This is a genomic window from Comamonas testosteroni TK102, assembly GCF_000739375.1.
Taxonomy (GTDB): domain Bacteria; phylum Pseudomonadota; class Gammaproteobacteria; order Burkholderiales; family Burkholderiaceae_C; genus Comamonas; species Comamonas brasiliensis.
In genome coordinates this window covers 4,410,869-4,428,075 of the sequence record NZ_CP006704.1, presented here as the reverse complement: position 1 = coordinate 4,428,075, position 17,207 = coordinate 4,410,869, and the positions used below count along the sequence as shown (strand labels likewise).

Genomic DNA, 17,207 nt, shown 5'->3' with positions numbered 1-17,207 from the left:
TGATGGGAGGCTTGGCATCTATCGCTTTTCGCTGCGTTTCAGTGTTTTCAGCTCGTGCTCCAGCAACTGCTGAAAGAGCGGACTGCCAGGCGCCAGCAGCCAGACCACGGCGCCATGTATCAGCAGGCCCAGACCCCAGCCCAGCGCCGGGTAGACGGCCCAGTGTCGTCCCTGGCTCAGTGCCAGGGTCATCAGTCCCAGATTCACTGCGGCATAGACCGCAGCATGGATATACCAGCCCAGCTTCATGCCGGCGCGGCGGCGTGCCTGGCGGTGCAGGGCGTCTTCAGAGATCGGGTTCATGTCTTTTCCTGGTAGTGCTTGGGATGAGTGCGGGGATCAGGCCAGTCCTTGCCACAGCAGATTGCCGAGCAGCCGGCCTGGAAGCAGCGTGAACAGCCCTGCGACCACGCAGCTGCCGAAGTACAGCTTGCGCATGACGCTGCGGTGCTGGCCGATGCGTTGATGGGCCAGATGCCACAAGGACAGCGCCAGGCCACCCAGCGTCACGGGGATCAGCAGATGGATGGGCGTGAAGCCTGCCCAGTTGGGCAGCTTGAAGTCGCGTAGGAACAACGCGGAGATGGCGGTGGCCAGCATGAGCAGCACAAAGCTACGGCCTGCAATTCTGTGCACCCAGGGCAGCGGGCCGGCCTGGCGCCTGGCCCAGAGTGCAATGGCTCCGGTCAAGGTGGCTGCGATGGCGCAACCCATGTGAAAGGCAATCAGAGGTGTGAGTGTCATGGCTGGCTCCTGGTGCTTGCATATGACTGTGCAAGCCGGGCCTGCTGACGACCAGCGCTTTGCGACGAAGTGACAGAAGCCGGGAGCCAGCTGCAACTCCGTGGGTGTGACGGGTGTGGCTGCCTGGTTTGTGCGCACACACATACCATGCGACGGTTTCAGGATTGGCTGTTTGCCGTGGATCCCGTTGAGATTTCAGGGTGTTTGGCATCTGGATGGAATTGATTACTAAAATTAACGATTCTGAAAATCATTCTCAATAATTTAAAAAATGTTCCTGCTCCGACCGATTTCCCTGGCTGCCCTCGCACTGTGCAGCCAGCAGACCGTTTTTGCCCAGACTTCCAGCACTGAATCAGAAGCTGCCCTGCAGACCGTGACCGTGGAGGCCAGCGCCGATGCTTCGGCCCAGGGTCTGGCCAAGCCTTTTGCGGGCGGGCAGGTTGCGCGCGGCGCGCGTGTCGGCGTGCTGGGAAACCAGGACATGATGGAGACTCCGTTTTCCGCCACCAGCTATACCAGCGATCTGATTCAGGATCAGCAGGCCAAAAGTGTGGGCGACGTGCTGCTCAACGATGCGGGCGTGCGCTCGGCGCGCGGCTTCGGCAATTTCCAGCAGGCCTACTTTGTGCGCGGCTTTGTGCTGTATTCCGATGATGTGGCCTATAACGGCCTGTACGGTCTGGTGCCGCGCCAATACATGGCGTCGGAGTTTGTGGAGCGCGTGGAAGTGTTTCGCGGAGCGAATGCCTTTCTCAGCGGCGCGGGTGCCGGTAGCGTCAGCGGCGGCGGTCTGGGCGGCCTGATCAATGTGGTGCCCAAGCGCGCCGGCAACGAGCCGCTCAATCGGGTCACCCTGGGTGGCGCCAGCGGCGGGCAGGCTTATGCCGCAGCCGATGTGGCCCGCCGCTTCGGCCCCGATGATGCAGCCGGTGTGCGCCTGAATCTTGCGCGTCGCAGCGGCGGCACCGGCGTGAGCGGTGAGAAGGTCCACACCACTGTCGGTTCGTTGGGCCTGGACTGGCGCAGCAGCCGTGCACGTTTGTCGGCCGATCTGGGCTGGCAGGAGCACAAGCTGACGGCGCCGCGTCCCTCGCTGACGCCTTCGGGCAATCTGCCCATTCCGGCTGCTCCTGACAGCAAGACCAACTACGCCCAGCCCTGGACCTACTCCAACAGCCGCGACCTGTTCGGCACCGTGCGCGGGGAATACGACTTCAACGACCAATGGACCGGCTGGGCCGCTGTAGGCATGCGCCGGGGCAGCGAGGACAACGCGCTGTCGGGCCTGACGCTGTCCAGCGCGGCTGGCGATGCCGTGGTCAACCGCTTCGACAACACGCGCAAGAACCGCGTCAAGACCGGCGAGCTGGGTGTGCGCGGCAAGTTTGAAACCGGCGCGGTCAAGCATTCGGTGGTGGCTTCGCTGTCGGCCTTCGATTCCAGCGAACGCAATGCCTGGGGTTACAACTATGCAACCGGCCAGAGCAACAACATCTACAACCCGGTGGCCCTGCCTGCGCCTGCCTATAACGGACTGGGCGGCATACTGGGCAGCCCGCGCGAGACCGAGCGTATCAAGACCAGCAGCCTGGCGCTGGCCGATACCCTGGGCTTCATGGACGAGCGCCTGCTGCTGACGGTGGGCATGCGCTACCAGACCATCAAGGTCGACGGCTTCGATGCCACGACGGGCGCGAGCTCGGGCAGCTATGACAAGAGCCGCGTGACGCCGGTGGCGGGCCTGGTGTTCAAGCTGACCCCCGAGGTGTCGGCTTATGCCAACTACATCGAAGGGCTGGCCAAGGGTGGCAGCGCGCCCATGACCAACGGTGGTCAGGTCGTCACCAACGCAGGCCAGGTGTTCTCTCCCTATGTCTCCCGTCAGAAGGAGGCGGGCCTGAAATACGACGGCGGCAATATCGGTGCCAGCGCCTCCTTCTTCACCACCAGCATGCCCAGCGCCTATGTGGAGAACAATGTCTACGGCGTGTTCGGCAAGCAGCGCAACCGCGGTCTGGAGTTCAATGTGTTCGGCGAGCCCGTCAAGGGCCTGCGCCTGCTCGGTGGCCTGACCCTGCTGGACGCCAAATACGTGACCACGGCGAGTGGCGCCAATGATGGCAAGCGCGTGGTAGGCGTGCCCCGCAGTCAGGCCAATATCGGCGCTGACTGGGATGTGCCGGGCGTGCGCGGCCTGGCACTGAATGCACGGCTGATGTATACCGGCGCACAGTACGCCAATGCAGGCAACACCCAGCGCGTGCCGGCCTGGACCCGCTTTGACCTGGGCGCCCGCTACCTGATGGACGTCGGCGGCAAGCTGGTGACACTGAATGCACGCGTGGACAACGTGGCCAACCGCAACTACTGGGCCTCGGTCGGCGGTTATGCGACCAACGGCTATCTGGTTCAGGGCGCACCGCGTACCTTCTCGCTGACCGCCAGCGTGGACTTCTGATGCGCGCTTTGTGGACCGTGGTTCATCGCTGGGTAGGCCTGTTTCTCGCGGCTTTCCTGGTCATGACCGGTCTCACGGGGGCGGTGCTCTCGTGGGATCATGAAATCGACGACTGGCTCAACGCCGACATGCTACACACGGCGGGACGCGGTCCGCTGCAGACGCCGCTACAACTGGCCCAGGCCGTGCAGGCCGCCGATGCGCGCGTCGAGATCTCCTATATGAGCCTGGGCCTGCGCGAAGGCGAGGCGGCTTCCTTTCTGGTGCGCCCGCTGGTGGACCAGGCCACGGGCAAGCCCCATGTGCTCGGCTACAACACGGTGTTCGTGGACCCGGTGACGGGTGCCATCACCGGCCACCGTGACTCCAAGAGCCTGGCCCTGAGCTGGCGCAATCTCATGCCCTGGCTGCGCCATCTGCATGAAAGCCTGCTCAGTCCCACGTTTGCGGGCAGCAACCGCTGGGGCTACTGGTTCATGGGTGGTCTCGCGCTGCTGTGGCTGGCCGACAGCTTCTGGGCGCTGGTGCTGACCCTGCCGGTGAAGAAGAAGGCGGCTGCGGCCGGGGCGCAGGACGCGCCCGCCAAGGCTGGCGGCAAGTCCTGGTGGGCGCGCTGGATGCCGTCCTGGCGCATACGCTGGGGCGCCGGTGCCTACAAGCTCAATTTCGATCTGCACCGCGCCGGCGGGCTGTGGATCTGGAGCGTGATCGTCATCGTGGCCTTTACCTCGTTCTCGATCAACCTCTACCGCGAGGTGTTCTACCCGGTGATGAGCAAGGTCTCCACCACCACGCCCGGCCCTTACGAGACGCTCAAGCCTGCGCCTTTCGGCAGCTTCATCGAGCCGAAGATCGGCTTTGCCACGGCCATCGAAATCGCGCGCAAGGAGGCGGTGCAGCTGGGCATCAAGACCGAGGCCGGAGGCATCTGGTATGGCGGGGATTTCCCGTTCTACAACGTGTCCTTCTTCGATCCCGACGACGAGACCGGGGCCATGGGCATGGGGCTGTCCAATGTCTATGTGAGCTCGGAAAGCGGCGAGGTGCTGGGCAGCTATCGTCCCTGGCACGGCACGGGAGCCGATGTGTTCGTGCAGCTGCAGCTGCCGCTGCACAGCGGCCGCATCCTGGGCACCTTCGGGCGTGTGCTGATATCGGTGGTCGGCGTGATGGTGGCCATGCTGTCCATCACCGGCGTCGTCATCTGGTGGAAAAAACGCCGCGCCCGGCGAACGGCCCTGGCAACTGCCTCCGCCTGAAACCACAAAGCCACCTCGCGGTGGCTTTGTGCATTGCGCGCGGCGCGGAAGCGGCAAAGCCGCTCAGGCCCTTCAGTCCTTCTTCAGGCACTCGCTCATGAAGGCCTTGCGCTCGTCGCCTTTTTTGCCGGTGGCGTCGGCATTGCAGCTCTTCATGCGTTCCTGCTGACGCTTCTTGCCGTCGGACAGGCAGGACTTCATGAACTCCTTGCGTTCATCGCCCTTCTTGCCAGTGGCTTCGGTATTGCAGGTGCCCATGAGCTGCTGCTGGGCGGTTTTGGGTTTGTCGCTGGCAGCCATGCTCATGCTGCAGGCCAGGGACACGATAGCCAGGACCACAAATTTTTTCATGATGGTGTGATTTTTGAAAAAACGCCGACAACCGGCGCGCAGCTATTGCAGCACAAGCGCGTGACTTTGCCCAGAAGCGTCGACCGTGTCTTGTAAAAGTTTGCGATTGTCTGTCGATCGGCGGCCGGAAAAGGTCTTGTGAGCGCGAACGGGAAAATGGCGAGCGGATAATGAGCGCCTTTGCTTCAACCCTGCATCCAAAGGACGATTCGCGTGGATACTTTATTGCTGGTCAAGGCCGCCATCATGGGCATTGTGGAAGGGCTGACCGAGTTCTTGCCGATTTCCTCAACCGGCCACCTGATCCTGGCGGGGTCGCTGATGGGCTTCGTTGGCGGCAAGGCCAAGGTGTTTGAGATTGCGATCCAGACCGGGGCCATCTTTGCCGTGATGCTGGTGTACTGGCAGAAGATCCGGGACACACTGGTGGAGCTGCCCAGCAGCCGCCAGGCGCAGAAGTTCGCGCTCAACGTCTTCATCGGTTTCCTGCCTGCCGTGGTGCTGGCGCTGTTGTTCGGCAAATACGTGCAGGAGCATTTGTTCACGCCCGTCATTGTGGCGACCACCTTCATACTCGGCGGTTTCGTGATTCTCTGGGCCGAGAACCGGCCGGCCGCTGCCACCCGTGTGCAGTCGGTGGACGATATGACGGCTCTCGATGCGCTCAAGGTCGGCCTGGTGCAGTGCTTTGCCCTGGTGCCCGGCACCAGCCGCAGCGGCTCCACCATCATCGGCGGCATGCTCATGGGCCTGTCGCGCAAGGCGGCCACCGACTTCTCGTTCTTCCTGGCCATGCCCACGCTGATCGGCGCGGGCGTCTACAGCCTCTACAAGGAGCGCGCGCTGCTGTCCATGGCGGATGTGCCGCTGTTTGCCGTGGGCCTGATCTTCTCGTTCATCAGCGCCTGGCTGTGCGTGCGCTGGCTGCTGCGCTTTATCTCCACCAACAGCTTTGTGCCCTTTGCCTGGTACCGCATCGTTTTCGGCGTCATCGTGTTGGTGACGGCCTATACCGGCATCGTGGACTGGCACCATTGAACGACTGGGCGCTGTTCGCAAAAAAGCCGCTTGCGTGATTGCAAGCGGCTTTTTTCATAGCTGCCAGCGCTTGTTTCTATTGAATTTCAGATGGTTTTGATGCTGAAATTCAGATACGGCAGGCGGTACAAGCTATCTATTTATGGATGCTGCCAGCGGATTTCTGCAGAATGGTCTGCTCCATATTGAGCAGCGAAGCCTCGATGGCGGCGGCGGTGGCCTCGGGCCGCTCCATGGGGAACAGATGGCCGCCGTCGAGCATGGTGATGCGCCCGCGGGTGATGCGCTGCGTCATCTCCATGCCCACCTGGCGCATCTCCACCGACGAGCGACCGCCGATGAAGGCCACCGGGCAGCGCACGGGGTGACGCCTGAGCTGGTTGTTGAGATTGCTGGGCAGGGTGTTGTAGATGGCGGTTTCCACCTCGCGCCTGAACAGCAGGCTGCGCTTGCCCTGGTCGTCCTCCAGGCCGTGCTGCACATAGTCCTGCAGCACCTGCGGGTGCCACTGGGCAAAGGCCTTCTTGCCACGGAAATACTCCAGCGCCTCCTCGTTGCTGGCCCAGGTGGTGCGCCGGCGCTGGCTGATCTTGCCCGGGGAGACCGAGGCCACGATCTGCGTCTGCTTGGCCAGGCCCACGGCGTTCGCCTTCCAGCCGCCCAGCAGGGGCGAGTCGATCAGCAGCACGCCGCGCGCCAGATCGGGGCGCTTGGAGGCCGCCTGAAAACTCAGAATGCCGCCCAGCGAGTGGCCCACGAGATAGACCGGCCGGCCGTGCCGCTCGACCTGCTGCTCGATGTATTCGATCAGCTCGTCCACCAGATGCGGCCAGTGGTTGGTGACGGGGCGCTGCGGGTCATGGCCGAAGCGCTGCACGCCCCCTGCCTCGATGCCGCGCTGGCGCAGCAGCGAAAACAGCAGGCGATAGGTGCCTATGGGAAAGCTGTTGGCATGCGCGAAGACCACGGGCAGGGTGTTCGTCGTACTGGCAGTGGCAGTGTGCTGGGACATGGCGCGGGACAGGCTGGACAGTAAAAACGCCCCATGGGGGCGTTGGATGTGTCGATCAGTTTAGCGCCTGGACAGCGCCGCCTGTCTTTGCATGCGCGCCTGCTCCTCTGCCGTCTGCAGGCGCTGGTATTCATCGGCCATGCTCAGGCCCGCCTGAGCCGGCACCACGGGCTGGCGCAGTGCGGCGGGCGGATTATTGCCTGCACCCAGCCCATGGGCCGAGCGCGAGGCGACGGGCGCGCCGACCTTGACCAGCGGATGTGCGCGCGGGCTGTGGATGCGAATCGGCGTATCGGTCTGGCCGCCGTCCCAGGCCGGGTCGTCGATGCTGTCGAAGACATGGCGCAGGCGCTCGCCCCAGCTGTCGTGCAGCATGCGCAGATAGGGATTGTCGGCGTCCAGGCAGACAATGCGGTCCGTGGCGAAGCGGTTGTTCTCGTAGACGATCAGATCCAGCGGCAGGCCCACCGAGAGGTTGGACTTGAGCGTGCTGTCCATGGACACCAGCGCGCACTTTGCGGCCTCGTCCAGCGGGGTTTCGGAGGTGATGACGCGATCCAGCACGGGCTTGCCGTACTTGGATTCGCCGATCTGGAAGTAGGGCGTCTCGCCCGTGGCCTCGATGAAGTTGCCCGCCGAATAGACCTGGAACAGGCGCATGCGCTCGCCCTGGATCTGGCCGCCGAAAATCATGGAGACATTGAAGTCCACCCCGGCGCGCTGCAGGGCCGTGGCCTCGCGCTCATGCACATGGCGCACGGCCGCGCCCAGCACGCGCGCGGCATCGAACATGCTGCGCACATTCCAGATGGTCAGCATCTCGTCCGTGGTCGTGTCGTGCAGCTGAAAGCTCTCCAGCAGCTCTCGCACCGACTGGGTGATGGACAGATTGCCGGCCGATTGCAGCACCATGAAGCGCTCGCCCGGTTGCTCGTACAGCATGACCTTGCGGAAGGTGCTGATCTGGTCGAGTCCTGCATTGGTGCGGGAGTCGGACAGAAACACCAGGCCGGCGTTGAGCTTGAGGGCGACGCAGTATGTCATGGGTGATAGAGACAATAATGAAAAACGTATGAATGTCAGGCGCAGCAAGCGCTGAGTGCTTCTAAATAGATAGCTGCAAACGCAGGCTGCCACGTGATTTTAGAAGGGTTTTAATAACGCCGGTGGCGGCCCTGTAACTGTTGCCGGTGCCCCATCCAAGCCCGTGTGCAGGGCCGGGCTGAGGAAGTCCCTGAGATGCAGAGCCTGTATGCGTGAGAAGATGCCGCCCCTTGATAGAACACTTGCTTACAGCTGGTTAGAAGAGGGTCTCCCATGCACGCATTTCGCAACCTGTCGATACGGACCAAGCTCATGTCCAGCATGCTGGCCTGCCTGCTGCTGTTCGTGGCGATTTCCACGACGCTGGGCTTTGTGCTGACAGGCGCCAGCCTGCGCGAGCGTGTGGTGGGACAGGAGCTGCCGGCCGTGGTGGGGGAGATCCGTAACGACATCCTGCGCCAGATCGGCACGCCGCTGGCCATGGCCAGATCCCTGGCCGGCAACAGCTATGTGCTGGACTGGGAAGCTGCGGGCGAACCCGAGGACGGCAATGCCGCGTGGGCCAGATATGCCCAGGCGGTCAAGCAGCAGGCCGGGGCCTCCTCGGTGTTCTGGGTGTCGGGCAGCACGGGCCAGTACTTTGGCGAGCAGGGGGTGACGCGCAGGCTGGCGCCCAAGGGCCAGGGCGACCAGTGGTTCTACGAGCTGCTGGCCGGCGACAAGTCGCAGGTGCTGGAGATCGACAAGGACGTCAGCTCCAACGCCTATATGCTGTTCATCAATGTCCGCTTCGATGCGGGCCAGGGCAGGCAGGGCATTGCGGGCCTGGGCCTGTCGGTGGACGGGCTGGCCCAGGCCGTGCGCGCCTACCAGGTGGGTGAGTCCGGCTCGGTCTCCCTGGTGCGCGGCAACGGCAGCATTCTCGTGCACCGCGACCCGGCGCTGGTGGACGGCAAGCACTGGCTCAAGGACCGGCCCGGCTTCAGTGCCGGGCTCAGCGCTGCGCTGCTGAACCGCGAGCGCTTTGCCCATGCCATGTACGAGACGCCCTCGGGCCGGCAGCTGATTGCCTCTTCCTACGTGCCTGAGCTGGACCTGTATGTGATTGCCGAGCTGCCCGAGGCCCAGGTGCTGGGCGGCGTGCGCCGCACCATCGCGCTGACCTCGGCCGTGGCTGGCCTCGTGGGCGGCGGCATAGGCCTGCTGGTGATCTGGCTGGTGAGCCGGGCGATTGCGGCACCTGTGGGACGCGCGGCGCGGATGCTGGAGGAGATTGCCGATGGCCATGGCGACCTGAGCCGTCGCATGCCGGTGGAGAGCAATGACGAGGTGGGGGCGCTGGCCTCGGCCTTCAACCGCTTTGTCTCGTCGCTTGAGCGCATGGTGGGGGCCGTGCGCCAGGCCGCCGATTCGATTTCCGTGGCCAGCTCAGAGGTGGCCCAGGGCAACCAGGATCTGAGCCAGCGCACCGAGCAGGCGGCCAGTGCCCTGCAGCAGACGGCGGCATCGCTGTCGGTGCTGACGGATAGCGTGCAGGCCAATACCGAGGCCACGCGCAGTGCGGGCGAGCTGGCGCAGTCGGCGCGCGGCGTGGCCGAGCGCGGCGGTGCAGCGTTCGAGCAGGTGGTGGTGACCATGGAAGGCATCAACCACGCGTCGCGCAAGATTGCCGACATCATCGGTGTGATCGACTCGATTGCCTTCCAGACCAATATCCTGGCGCTGAATGCGGCGGTGGAGGCCGCGCGTGCCGGTGAGCAGGGCCGGGGCTTCGCCGTGGTGGCGGCCGAGGTGCGCAGCCTGGCCCAGCGCTCGGCCGAGGCCGCCAAGGAGGTGCGCCAGCTCATCACCGACTCCGTGACCCAGGTGGGCAGCGGATCGCAGCAGGTGGAGCATGCGGGCGCCACCATGCAGGAACTGCTGGACGCCGTGGCCAGGGTGACGCGGATCATCGAGGAGATCAGCGATGCTTCGCAGACCCAGGGGCGCGGCATTGCCGAGATCAACCAGTCCGTGGCCGGGCTGGACGATGCCACGCAGCAGAACTCCGCCCTGGTCGAGCAGTCGGCCGCTGCGGCAGTCAGCCTGCGCGAGCAGGCCGCACGCCTGATGGGCGAGGTGTCTGCCTTCAAGCTGGGTGACAGGCCCCAGGGTCGCCCGTCTGTGCAGGAGCGGCAGCCGCAGCTGCTGGAGGCCTGAACGCAAGCCGGGCCTGAAGAGATCGGGCCCGGGCTTGAGTCCGCAAGGCTTAGGACATGTTCTTAGGCGGCGCTGGTGCTCAGTTTCTTGAGCTGGTAGAGCACCTCCAGCGCTTCGCGCGGGCTCAGTGCATCGGGGTTGACGTCGGCCATGGCCTGATCCAGCGGGCTGAGGGCGGCGCTGGCGTCCACCAGCTCCGGTGCATCGAACAGATTGACCTGCAGCTCGTTCTCGCCGGCCTGGGATTCGAGGGCTTCCAGTGCATGGCGCGCATGGTTGAGAACGCCTGCGGGCATGCCGGCCAGCTTGGCCACCTGGATACCGTAGCTGCGGCTGGCGGGGCCGGCCTGGATCTCGTGCAGAAACACGATGTCGCTGCCCGACTCTGCAGCGCTGACATGCACGTTGACGGCGGCCTTGGCCTTGGCGGGCAGCTCGGTCAGCTCGAAGTAGTGCGTGGCAAACAGCGTGAACGCCTTGGTCTTGTCATGCAGCTGGCTGGCAATGCCGCTGGCCAGGGCCAGTCCGTCGAAGGTGCTGGTGCCGCGGCCGATCTCGTCCATCAGCACCAGGGAGTGGGGCGTGGCCGAATGCAGAATCTGCGCGGCCTCGGTCATCTCCATCATGAAGGTGGACTGGGCATTGGCCAGATCGTCGGCGGCGCCGATACGCGTGTGGATGGCATCGATGGGCCCCAGGCGGCAAGCGCCGGCCGGCACATAGCTGCCCATGCTGGCCAGCAGCACGATCAAGGCCACCTGGCGCATATAGGTCGATTTACCGCCCATGTTCGGGCCGGTGATGATCTGCATGCGCGTGTTGAGGTTCATGCGCGTGTGGTTGGCAATGAAGCTGCCGCTGGAGGTCTCGGCCATGCGTGCTTCCACCACGGGGTGGCGACCGGCCTCGATCTCTATGCATGGCTGGCTGACGAACTGCGGCTCGGCCCAGTTCAGCGTCAGAGAGCGCTCGGCCAGCGTGCACAGAACGTCCAGTGCGGCAATTGCCTGGGCCACGCGCGTGAGCTGGGGGACATGGGGCTGAAGCTGGTCGAGCAGCTGCTCGAACAGGAACTTCTCGCGCTGCAGCGCTCGCTCCTGGGCCGACAAGGCCTTGTCCTCGAAGGCCTTGAGTTCGGGCGTGATGTAGCGCTCGGCGTTCTTGAGCGTCTGGCGGCGGCGAAAACGCTCGGGTACCGCGTCCTTGTAGCTGTTGGTGACCTCGATATAGAAGCCATGCACCTTGTTGAACTGCACGCGCAGATTGGGAATGCCGGTGAGCAGCTTTTCCTTGGCCTCCAGCTCCAGCAGAAACTCGTCGCAGTTGTTCTGGATGGCGCGCAGCTCATCGAGTTCGGCATCAAAGCCCGTGGCAATCACGCCGCCGTCGCGCACCAGAGCCGCCGGTTCTTCGAGAATTGCGCGGGCCAGCAGCTCGGCACAGCCTTCGGGCGGAATCAGGTCGTTGAAGATCTGCGTCAGATAGGCGGATGGCGCTTGTCCGGATTGCGCCAGCAGCTTCGCTTTTTCCAGTGTTTTGGACAGGCCTACCAGCTCGCGCGGGCGCACCTGGCGCAGGGCGATGCGGGCGGTAATGCGCTCCACATCGCTCACGCCCTTGAGCTCGGCACGCAAGGCTTGCCAGGGTGCCATGCCCGCTCCCGTGCCGCGCAGCACGCCTATGGCTTCCAGGCGCTGCATGGCGGATTGGCGATTACGCTCGGGCTCCAGCAGCCAGGTCTTGAGCAGACGGCTGCCCATGCCGGTCATGCAACTGTCCAGCAGGGAGAACAGCGTGGGCGAATCTTCGCCGCGCAGCGTCTTGACCAGCTCCAGATTGCGGCGCGTGGCCAGCGGCAGCGCAATCAGCTCGTCGTCGCGCTGCACCTGGATGGCGTGGATGTGGGTCAGGTTGCGGCCCTGGGTATGTTCTGCATAGGACAGCAGTGCGGCACTGGCGCCATGGGCCAGCGGCAGGCCTTCTGCCTCCCAGGCCTTGAGGCTGGCCGCGCCCAGCAGCTCCAGCAGCTTGCGCTCGCCCAGACCAGAGTCGAACTGCCAGTCGGGGCGAGGAGACAGAGGGCAGCTGATGGCGCTGCTGTGCTTGACGGCAAACAATGCCTGCTCGAAGCGCTCGGTGACGCCTGCGCTGTAGATCACCTCGCTGGGCGCAATGCGCGACAGCCAGGCACCCAGTTCATCGGCCGCGCATTCGGCCATATGGATGCGGCCCTGGGTCACGGCCATCCAGGCCAGACCGCAGCGCTGGCGACCGGCGGTGTGCACGGCGACCAGGATGGCTTCGCTCTTGTCGGACAGCAGTTCGCTGTCCGTCAGCGTGCCGGGCGTGACCACACGCACCACCTTGCGCTCGACCGGGCCCTTGCCTGCGCCAATCTCTCCGACCTGCTCACAGATCGCCACCGACTCGCCCATCTTGATCAGGCGGCCCAGATAGTTCTCGAGAGCGTGAAACGGCACGCCAGCCATGGGAATGGGCTGGCCGGCTGTCTGACCGCGCGAGGTCAGCGTGATGTCCAGCAGGCGCGTGACCTTCTCGGCATCGCCAAAGAACAGCTCGTAAAAGTCACCCATGCGATAGAAAACGAGGGTGTCGGGATACTGCGCTTTTATTGGGAGATATTGCTGGAACATCGGCGTATGTGCCGACAGGTCAGTCATATCGGGAAAATTGGCCAGCGACGGGGTTTCTGTGCTTTTCTGGGTCATCGCTTCAGCGGTATGCAATACATGGGGCGCCACACCGGTGCTGGGCGGGCGCCGAATGCTCCATTATCCGTGATGCCCAATAGCAGGGGGCATGGCTGTTTTTTGGCTATTTGGCAGAGGCCGTCTGAACGCTTTGCTCGGATTGAGGGTCAGAGCCCTGATCGTCGTCATGAATGGGGCGGTAGCCCGGCCCGAAGGACACATCACCCAGCCGCCAGCCGGCGCGGCAGCTGACCGCGCCCCAGAAGCGCTTCAGGGTGTACCACTGCATGGCGATCACGCCGCGCTCGTTGTCGGCATCCACTTCCGGGTCGCTCACGCCCGTGGGGCGCAGCTGTTCATCGTGATAGAGGGCGGTGCCGAACAGCTGATCCCACCAGGGAAGGACCTGGCCGAAGTTGCAGTTGTGGCGCTCGGGGCGCGTTGCATCGCGCAGCATATGGTGGTTGCGGTGAAAGCGCGGGCCAACCAGCAGGCGCTCGCCCGCCCGGCCCAGCCAGCCCAGGCGCAGCGCCACATTGGCGTGGGAAAAGTTCTGCACCAGCTCGCTGAGCAGGCCCAGCATGGCGAATTCCGATGGCTCCACGCCCATGGCCAGGCCCACGCTGGCCAGCACAAAGCTTTGCAGCATGCCGTCCAGATAGTTGCTGCGATCATTGCTCCAGCAGCTCATCTGGCGCTGGCTGTGGTGCATGCTGTGCATGGCCCACCACCAGGGAATGACGTGCTGGGCGCGGTGCATCCAGTAATACGTGAGGTCGTAGACCACGTAGTACACGGCAAACAATACATAGGGGTGCTCTTCAAACCAGGGAACCCAGGCCTTGAGGCCGCTGGCTTCCGAGGTGGACGGGCCGCCGCCCAGCATATGGGCGACCGGCATGAGGATCAGAAAGCTGAACAGCGGAAACAGGCCCAGCAGCATGAGCAGGGTGTAGTTGCGATCCACGGTGGTGTGGCGGCGGTCGGCCCAGTGCTCGGCGGGAAGCAGGCTCTCCAGCGGCCGCATCACACAGCCGATCAGAAACAGCTGCAGCAGCGCGATCAGAATGCCGGCGGCAATCTCGCGCGGATCGCCCGCTGCCTCGGCAATATGGAGTGCGTTGACCACGGGAGTCACCGCATGCACGGATACCCAGTCAATGGCCAGCGTCCAGTGCTGGCTGAAGAAATCCATCATATTGTTCTGCCCATTTGTCGTCGGGCAGATTCTGGACCGGGAGTTTGTGGATTCTGTGGAGAGGCGCAGACTCCGCCGCCTGTCCCTTGCGTGTGGTCAAGAGGCATTGATTGGGCTGGAGCGGAGCGGCCGCAATAAAAAAAGGGCCTGATCCACCGGACCAGGCCCTTTCCGCAGTCGTGGGGCGACCGCCTTTTTTATTCAGCGTTCTTCTGGCCTTCTTCGGCAGCAGCCTCGGCGCCTTCTTCGGCGGGGGCTTCGAATTCACCGCTCTTGACGGCCTGGCGCACGGCTGCCTTTTCGCCGGCGCTGGCGAACTTGCTGTACTTGCCGAGCACGGGGATCAGCGAGCCGTAGATGCGGGGGTTGGCCGCCAGGATTTCGCGTTGCTCCAGGAAGTCGGCTTCGCCTGTGAAGTTGCCCACCAGGCCACCGGCCTCGCTGACCAGCAGGGAGCCGGCAGCCACGTCCCAGATGGACAGGCCGGACTCAAAGAAACCGTCGGCAAAGCCGGCTGCCACATAGGCCAGATCCAGGGCGGCCGAACCGGGGCGACGCACGCCGGCGGTGCGCTGCATGACGTCGCCCAGCATCAGCATGTATTGCTTGAAGTTGTCGCCACGGCGGAAGGGGAAGCCAGTGGAGATCAGGCAGTCGCGCAGCTGGGTGCGCTTGGAGACGCGGATGCGGCGTTCGTTCAGATAGGCGCCGCGGCCCTTGGTCGCCGTGAACAGGTCGTTGCGGCTGGGGTCATAGATCACGGCGTGCTCGATCTTGCCCTTGTAGGCCAGGGCGATGCTCACGCAGTAAACGGGGAAGCCGTGGATGAAGTTGGTGGTGCCGTCCAGGGGATCGATGATCCAGACATGGTCTGAGTTCTTGGCACCGTGCTCGCTGCCCGATTCTTCGGCCAGGATGGAATGCTGGGGGTAGGCGTTGAGCAGCGTCTCAATGATGATGCGCTCGGCAGCCTGGTCTACCTCGGTCACAAAGTCGTTCACCTGCTTTTGCGCAACGCGCACCGATTCCACATCCAGTGCGGCACGGTTGATGAGGGCGCCAGCGGCGCGAGCAGCCTTGATGGCCACGTTGAGCATGGGGTGCAGGGAGTTCGACATAAATTGTGAGTGCGTTGGCGATGCAGCCGGAGCAAAACTGGGCTGAACTACGCGGGTAAGAACGTAAAAGCCGCGACCGGCGATGCGGGGCGGCGACAATGGGCGCAATTCTACCCAGCCTGCGCTTTTTTTGCTTGTTCGTCCCGGCGACCCGAGGGTCTTCTCTGCGGCACTTGCGGATACGAGAGAGAACGGGCCGCGTAGGCTGCTGTCTTATCAAGGCCACAAGTGGGGCCTTTTGCATTGTTCTGCGTTGATGAAAACCCGATTCGTACTGATTGAAACCAGCCATGCCGGCAATGTGGGCGCGGCTGCCCGAGCGCTCAAGACCATGGGCTTCGACGACCTGGTGCTGGTGCGCCCGCGCTACAAGAACGTGTTGCGCAAGGAAGAGACCATCCAGCGTGCCAGCGGCGCACTGGACGTGTTGGACAGGGCCCGCGTGGTCGATACCCTGGATGAAGCCCTGGAGGGCATCAGCCATATGTGCGCCACGGCGATGACGCCGCGTGACTTCGGCCCGCCCACACGCACGCCGCGCGAGCATTTCGAGTTGCTCCTGAAAGGAGAGCTGGATACGCGCGCCATACCTGCTGAGGACGCTGGTCTGACCGATAACCAGCCCACGCCCGGTGCGGTCTGCAACCAGAAGGGCGTGGCCTTTCTGTTCGGCTGCGAGCGCTTTGGCATGAGCAACGACGATGTCTACCGCTGCGACGTGGCGCTGTCGATTCCGTCCAATCCGCAGTTCGGCTCGCTCAATCTGGGCTCGGCGATTCAGGTCGTCGCCTATGACTGGCGCACGGCGCTTGGCGGCTTTCCCGTGGTGGAGCACACGCCCGAGGTGCATCGCGCCGACATGGCCCAGGTGCAGGGCATGCTGGGCCATTGGGAGCAGGCCCTGGCCCATATCGGCTTTCTGGACCCGGCAGCGCCCAAGAAGCTCATGCCCCGGCTTAACCAGCTTTTCAACCGCGCGCAGCTGACCCAGGAAGAAATCCATATTCTTCGCGGTGTTGCCAAAGCCATGCTGCAGAGCCAGCCACCAACCCGCTAGACTTCACAAGCTAAACACTTCCTCACGTTGTTATTTGATGCTTGCTCGCCTGCGCTCCGACATCCAGTGCATTCTTGACCGCGACCCTGCGGCCCGCAGCACCTGGGAGGTCATCACCTGTTATCCGGGGCTGCACGCCATCTGGCTGCAGCGCCCTGCACACTGGTGCTGGACGCATGGCTTCAAATGGCTGGGCCGCTTCATCTCGCACATGGGACGCTGGTTCACCGGCATTGAAATCCACCCTGGTGCCGTCATCGGTCGCGAGGTCTTCATCGATCACGGCATGGGTGTCGTGATCGGCGAAACCGCCGTGGTGGGCGATGGCTGCACCATCTATCACGGTGTGACCCTGGGCGGTACCTCGCTGTACAAGGGGGCCAAGCGCCACCCGACCCTGGGCAAGAACGTGGTGGTCAGTGCCGGCGCCAAGGTGCTGGGCGGCTTCGAGGTGGGCGATGGGGCCAAGATCGGCAGCAATGCCGTGGTCATCAAGCCCGTACCCGCAGGTGCCACGGCCGTCGGCATTCCGGCGCGCATCATTCCCAGCAAGACCGGGCAGAGCGCCGATGTGACCGAGCATGAGCTGGCTCCCAAGGTCGAGGCCAAGGCGCAAGCGGCTGTTGTGCTCGACGAGGATTGCGGCAAGAGCGGCTTTACCGCCTATGGCGTGACGGCCGAAGTCGACCCCGTGGCCCAGGCCATGCGTTCGTTGTCCGAAGGCGCAGCCGGTCACGAAAAGCAGATCGCGCTGCTATGGGCCGCCATCGAGAAGCTCTCGATCCAGGGTCATGTCAAGGACTGTGTGCCCCGCGAGTCCGAGCGCCCCGAGGCCTTTCAGAAGGACAAGATCGATCAGATTTTAGGGAAGTAGGCCTCAAACGCGTATCTGTAAAGCGATTGATGCTTCTTTTTTTTGATAGTGAAAGCCAGCGCCTGTCGCTGGCTTTTTTCATGGTGCTTGCCCGTAGTCGATTTGAGGGGCGCAAGCCCTGCCCATCCGCTCAAGACTGCT

14 protein-coding genes are annotated in these 17,207 nt (G+C 63.8%); 6 read left to right on the top strand and 8 right to left on the bottom strand.

The annotated features are described in order from the left end of the window. Positions 1 to 18: 18 nt before the first annotated feature. Positions 19 to 303, bottom strand: a complete 285-nt coding sequence (locus tag O987_RS19995; RefSeq protein ID WP_043374347.1) for a 2TM domain-containing protein — start codon at positions 301 to 303, stop codon at positions 19 to 21. A 36-nt stretch (positions 304 to 339) separates the two neighbouring features. After that, positions 340 to 744, bottom strand: coding sequence for a DUF2306 domain-containing protein (locus tag O987_RS19990; protein WP_043374345.1), 405 nt, complete (start codon positions 742 to 744; stop codon positions 340 to 342). 271 nt (positions 745 to 1,015) lie between these two features. On the opposite strand from O987_RS19990, the gene O987_RS19985 reads away from it, so the two are divergent. Together O987_RS19985 and O987_RS19980 are read left to right on the top strand one after the other, a co-directional pair. Then, positions 1,016 to 3,205, top strand: coding sequence for a TonB-dependent receptor (locus tag O987_RS19985; protein WP_043374342.1), 2,190 nt, complete (start codon positions 1,016 to 1,018; stop codon positions 3,203 to 3,205). Further along, entirely contained in the window at positions 3,205 to 4,464 is a 1,260-nt protein-coding gene (locus tag O987_RS19980) for a PepSY-associated TM helix domain-containing protein (protein ID WP_043374340.1), read from the top strand. Before O987_RS19985 ends, O987_RS19980 begins: the two co-directional genes overlap by 1 nt. A 72-nt stretch (positions 4,465 to 4,536) precedes the next feature. Here O987_RS19980 and O987_RS19975 read toward each other — a convergent pair whose 3' ends face one another. Further along, the gene (locus tag O987_RS19975) at positions 4,537 to 4,815 is read right to left on the bottom strand and encodes a PsiF family protein (protein ID WP_043374337.1); all 279 of its coding nucleotides are present in this window, start codon (positions 4,813 to 4,815) and stop codon (positions 4,537 to 4,539) included. A gap of 213 nt (positions 4,816 to 5,028) precedes the next feature. Between O987_RS19975 and O987_RS19970 the strand changes: the two genes are divergently transcribed. Further along, positions 5,029 to 5,853, top strand: a complete 825-nt coding sequence (locus O987_RS19970) for an undecaprenyl-diphosphate phosphatase (RefSeq protein ID WP_043374335.1) — start codon at positions 5,029 to 5,031, stop codon at positions 5,851 to 5,853. 136 nt (positions 5,854 to 5,989) lie between these two features. Here O987_RS19970 and O987_RS19965 read toward each other — a convergent pair whose 3' ends face one another. Both O987_RS19965 and O987_RS19960 read right to left on the bottom strand, forming a co-directional pair. Next, a complete protein-coding gene (locus O987_RS19965) occupies positions 5,990 to 6,865 on the bottom strand; it encodes an alpha/beta hydrolase (protein WP_043374333.1) in 876 nt (291 codons plus the stop codon). A gap of 60 nt (positions 6,866 to 6,925) precedes the next feature. Further along, positions 6,926 to 7,909, bottom strand: a complete 984-nt coding sequence (locus O987_RS19960; protein WP_003052908.1) for a proteasome-type protease — start codon at positions 7,907 to 7,909, stop codon at positions 6,926 to 6,928. 273 nt (positions 7,910 to 8,182) lie between these two features. On the opposite strand from O987_RS19960, the gene O987_RS19955 reads away from it, so the two are divergent. Further along, a complete protein-coding gene (locus O987_RS19955; RefSeq protein WP_043374331.1) occupies positions 8,183 to 10,108 on the top strand; it encodes a methyl-accepting chemotaxis protein in 1,926 nt (641 codons plus the stop codon). Between the two features lie 62 nt (positions 10,109 to 10,170). On the opposite strand, the gene mutS is transcribed toward O987_RS19955, so the two are convergent. The 3 genes from mutS to O987_RS19940 form a co-directional block, all read right to left on the bottom strand. Further along, entirely contained in the window at positions 10,171 to 12,837 is a 2,667-nt protein-coding gene (gene mutS / locus O987_RS19950; protein ID WP_043374329.1) for a DNA mismatch repair protein MutS, read from the bottom strand. 106 nt (positions 12,838 to 12,943) lie between these two features. Next, a complete protein-coding gene (locus O987_RS19945; protein ID WP_043374327.1) occupies positions 12,944 to 14,017 on the bottom strand; it encodes a sterol desaturase family protein in 1,074 nt (357 codons plus the stop codon). A gap of 197 nt (positions 14,018 to 14,214) precedes the next feature. After that, positions 14,215 to 15,135, bottom strand: a complete 921-nt coding sequence (locus O987_RS19940; protein WP_003052937.1) for an inositol monophosphatase family protein — start codon at positions 15,133 to 15,135, stop codon at positions 14,215 to 14,217. A 256-nt stretch (positions 15,136 to 15,391) separates the two neighbouring features. Between O987_RS19940 and O987_RS19935 the strand changes: the two genes are divergently transcribed. Both O987_RS19935 and cysE read left to right on the top strand, forming a co-directional pair. Continuing rightward, a complete protein-coding gene (locus O987_RS19935; RefSeq protein ID WP_043374324.1) occupies positions 15,392 to 16,192 on the top strand; it encodes an RNA methyltransferase in 801 nt (266 codons plus the stop codon). Positions 16,193 to 16,229: 37 nt separating this feature from the next. Continuing rightward, a complete protein-coding gene (cysE, locus tag O987_RS19930; RefSeq protein WP_043374322.1) occupies positions 16,230 to 17,066 on the top strand; it encodes a serine O-acetyltransferase in 837 nt (278 codons plus the stop codon). Positions 17,067 to 17,207 lie beyond the last annotated feature (141 nt).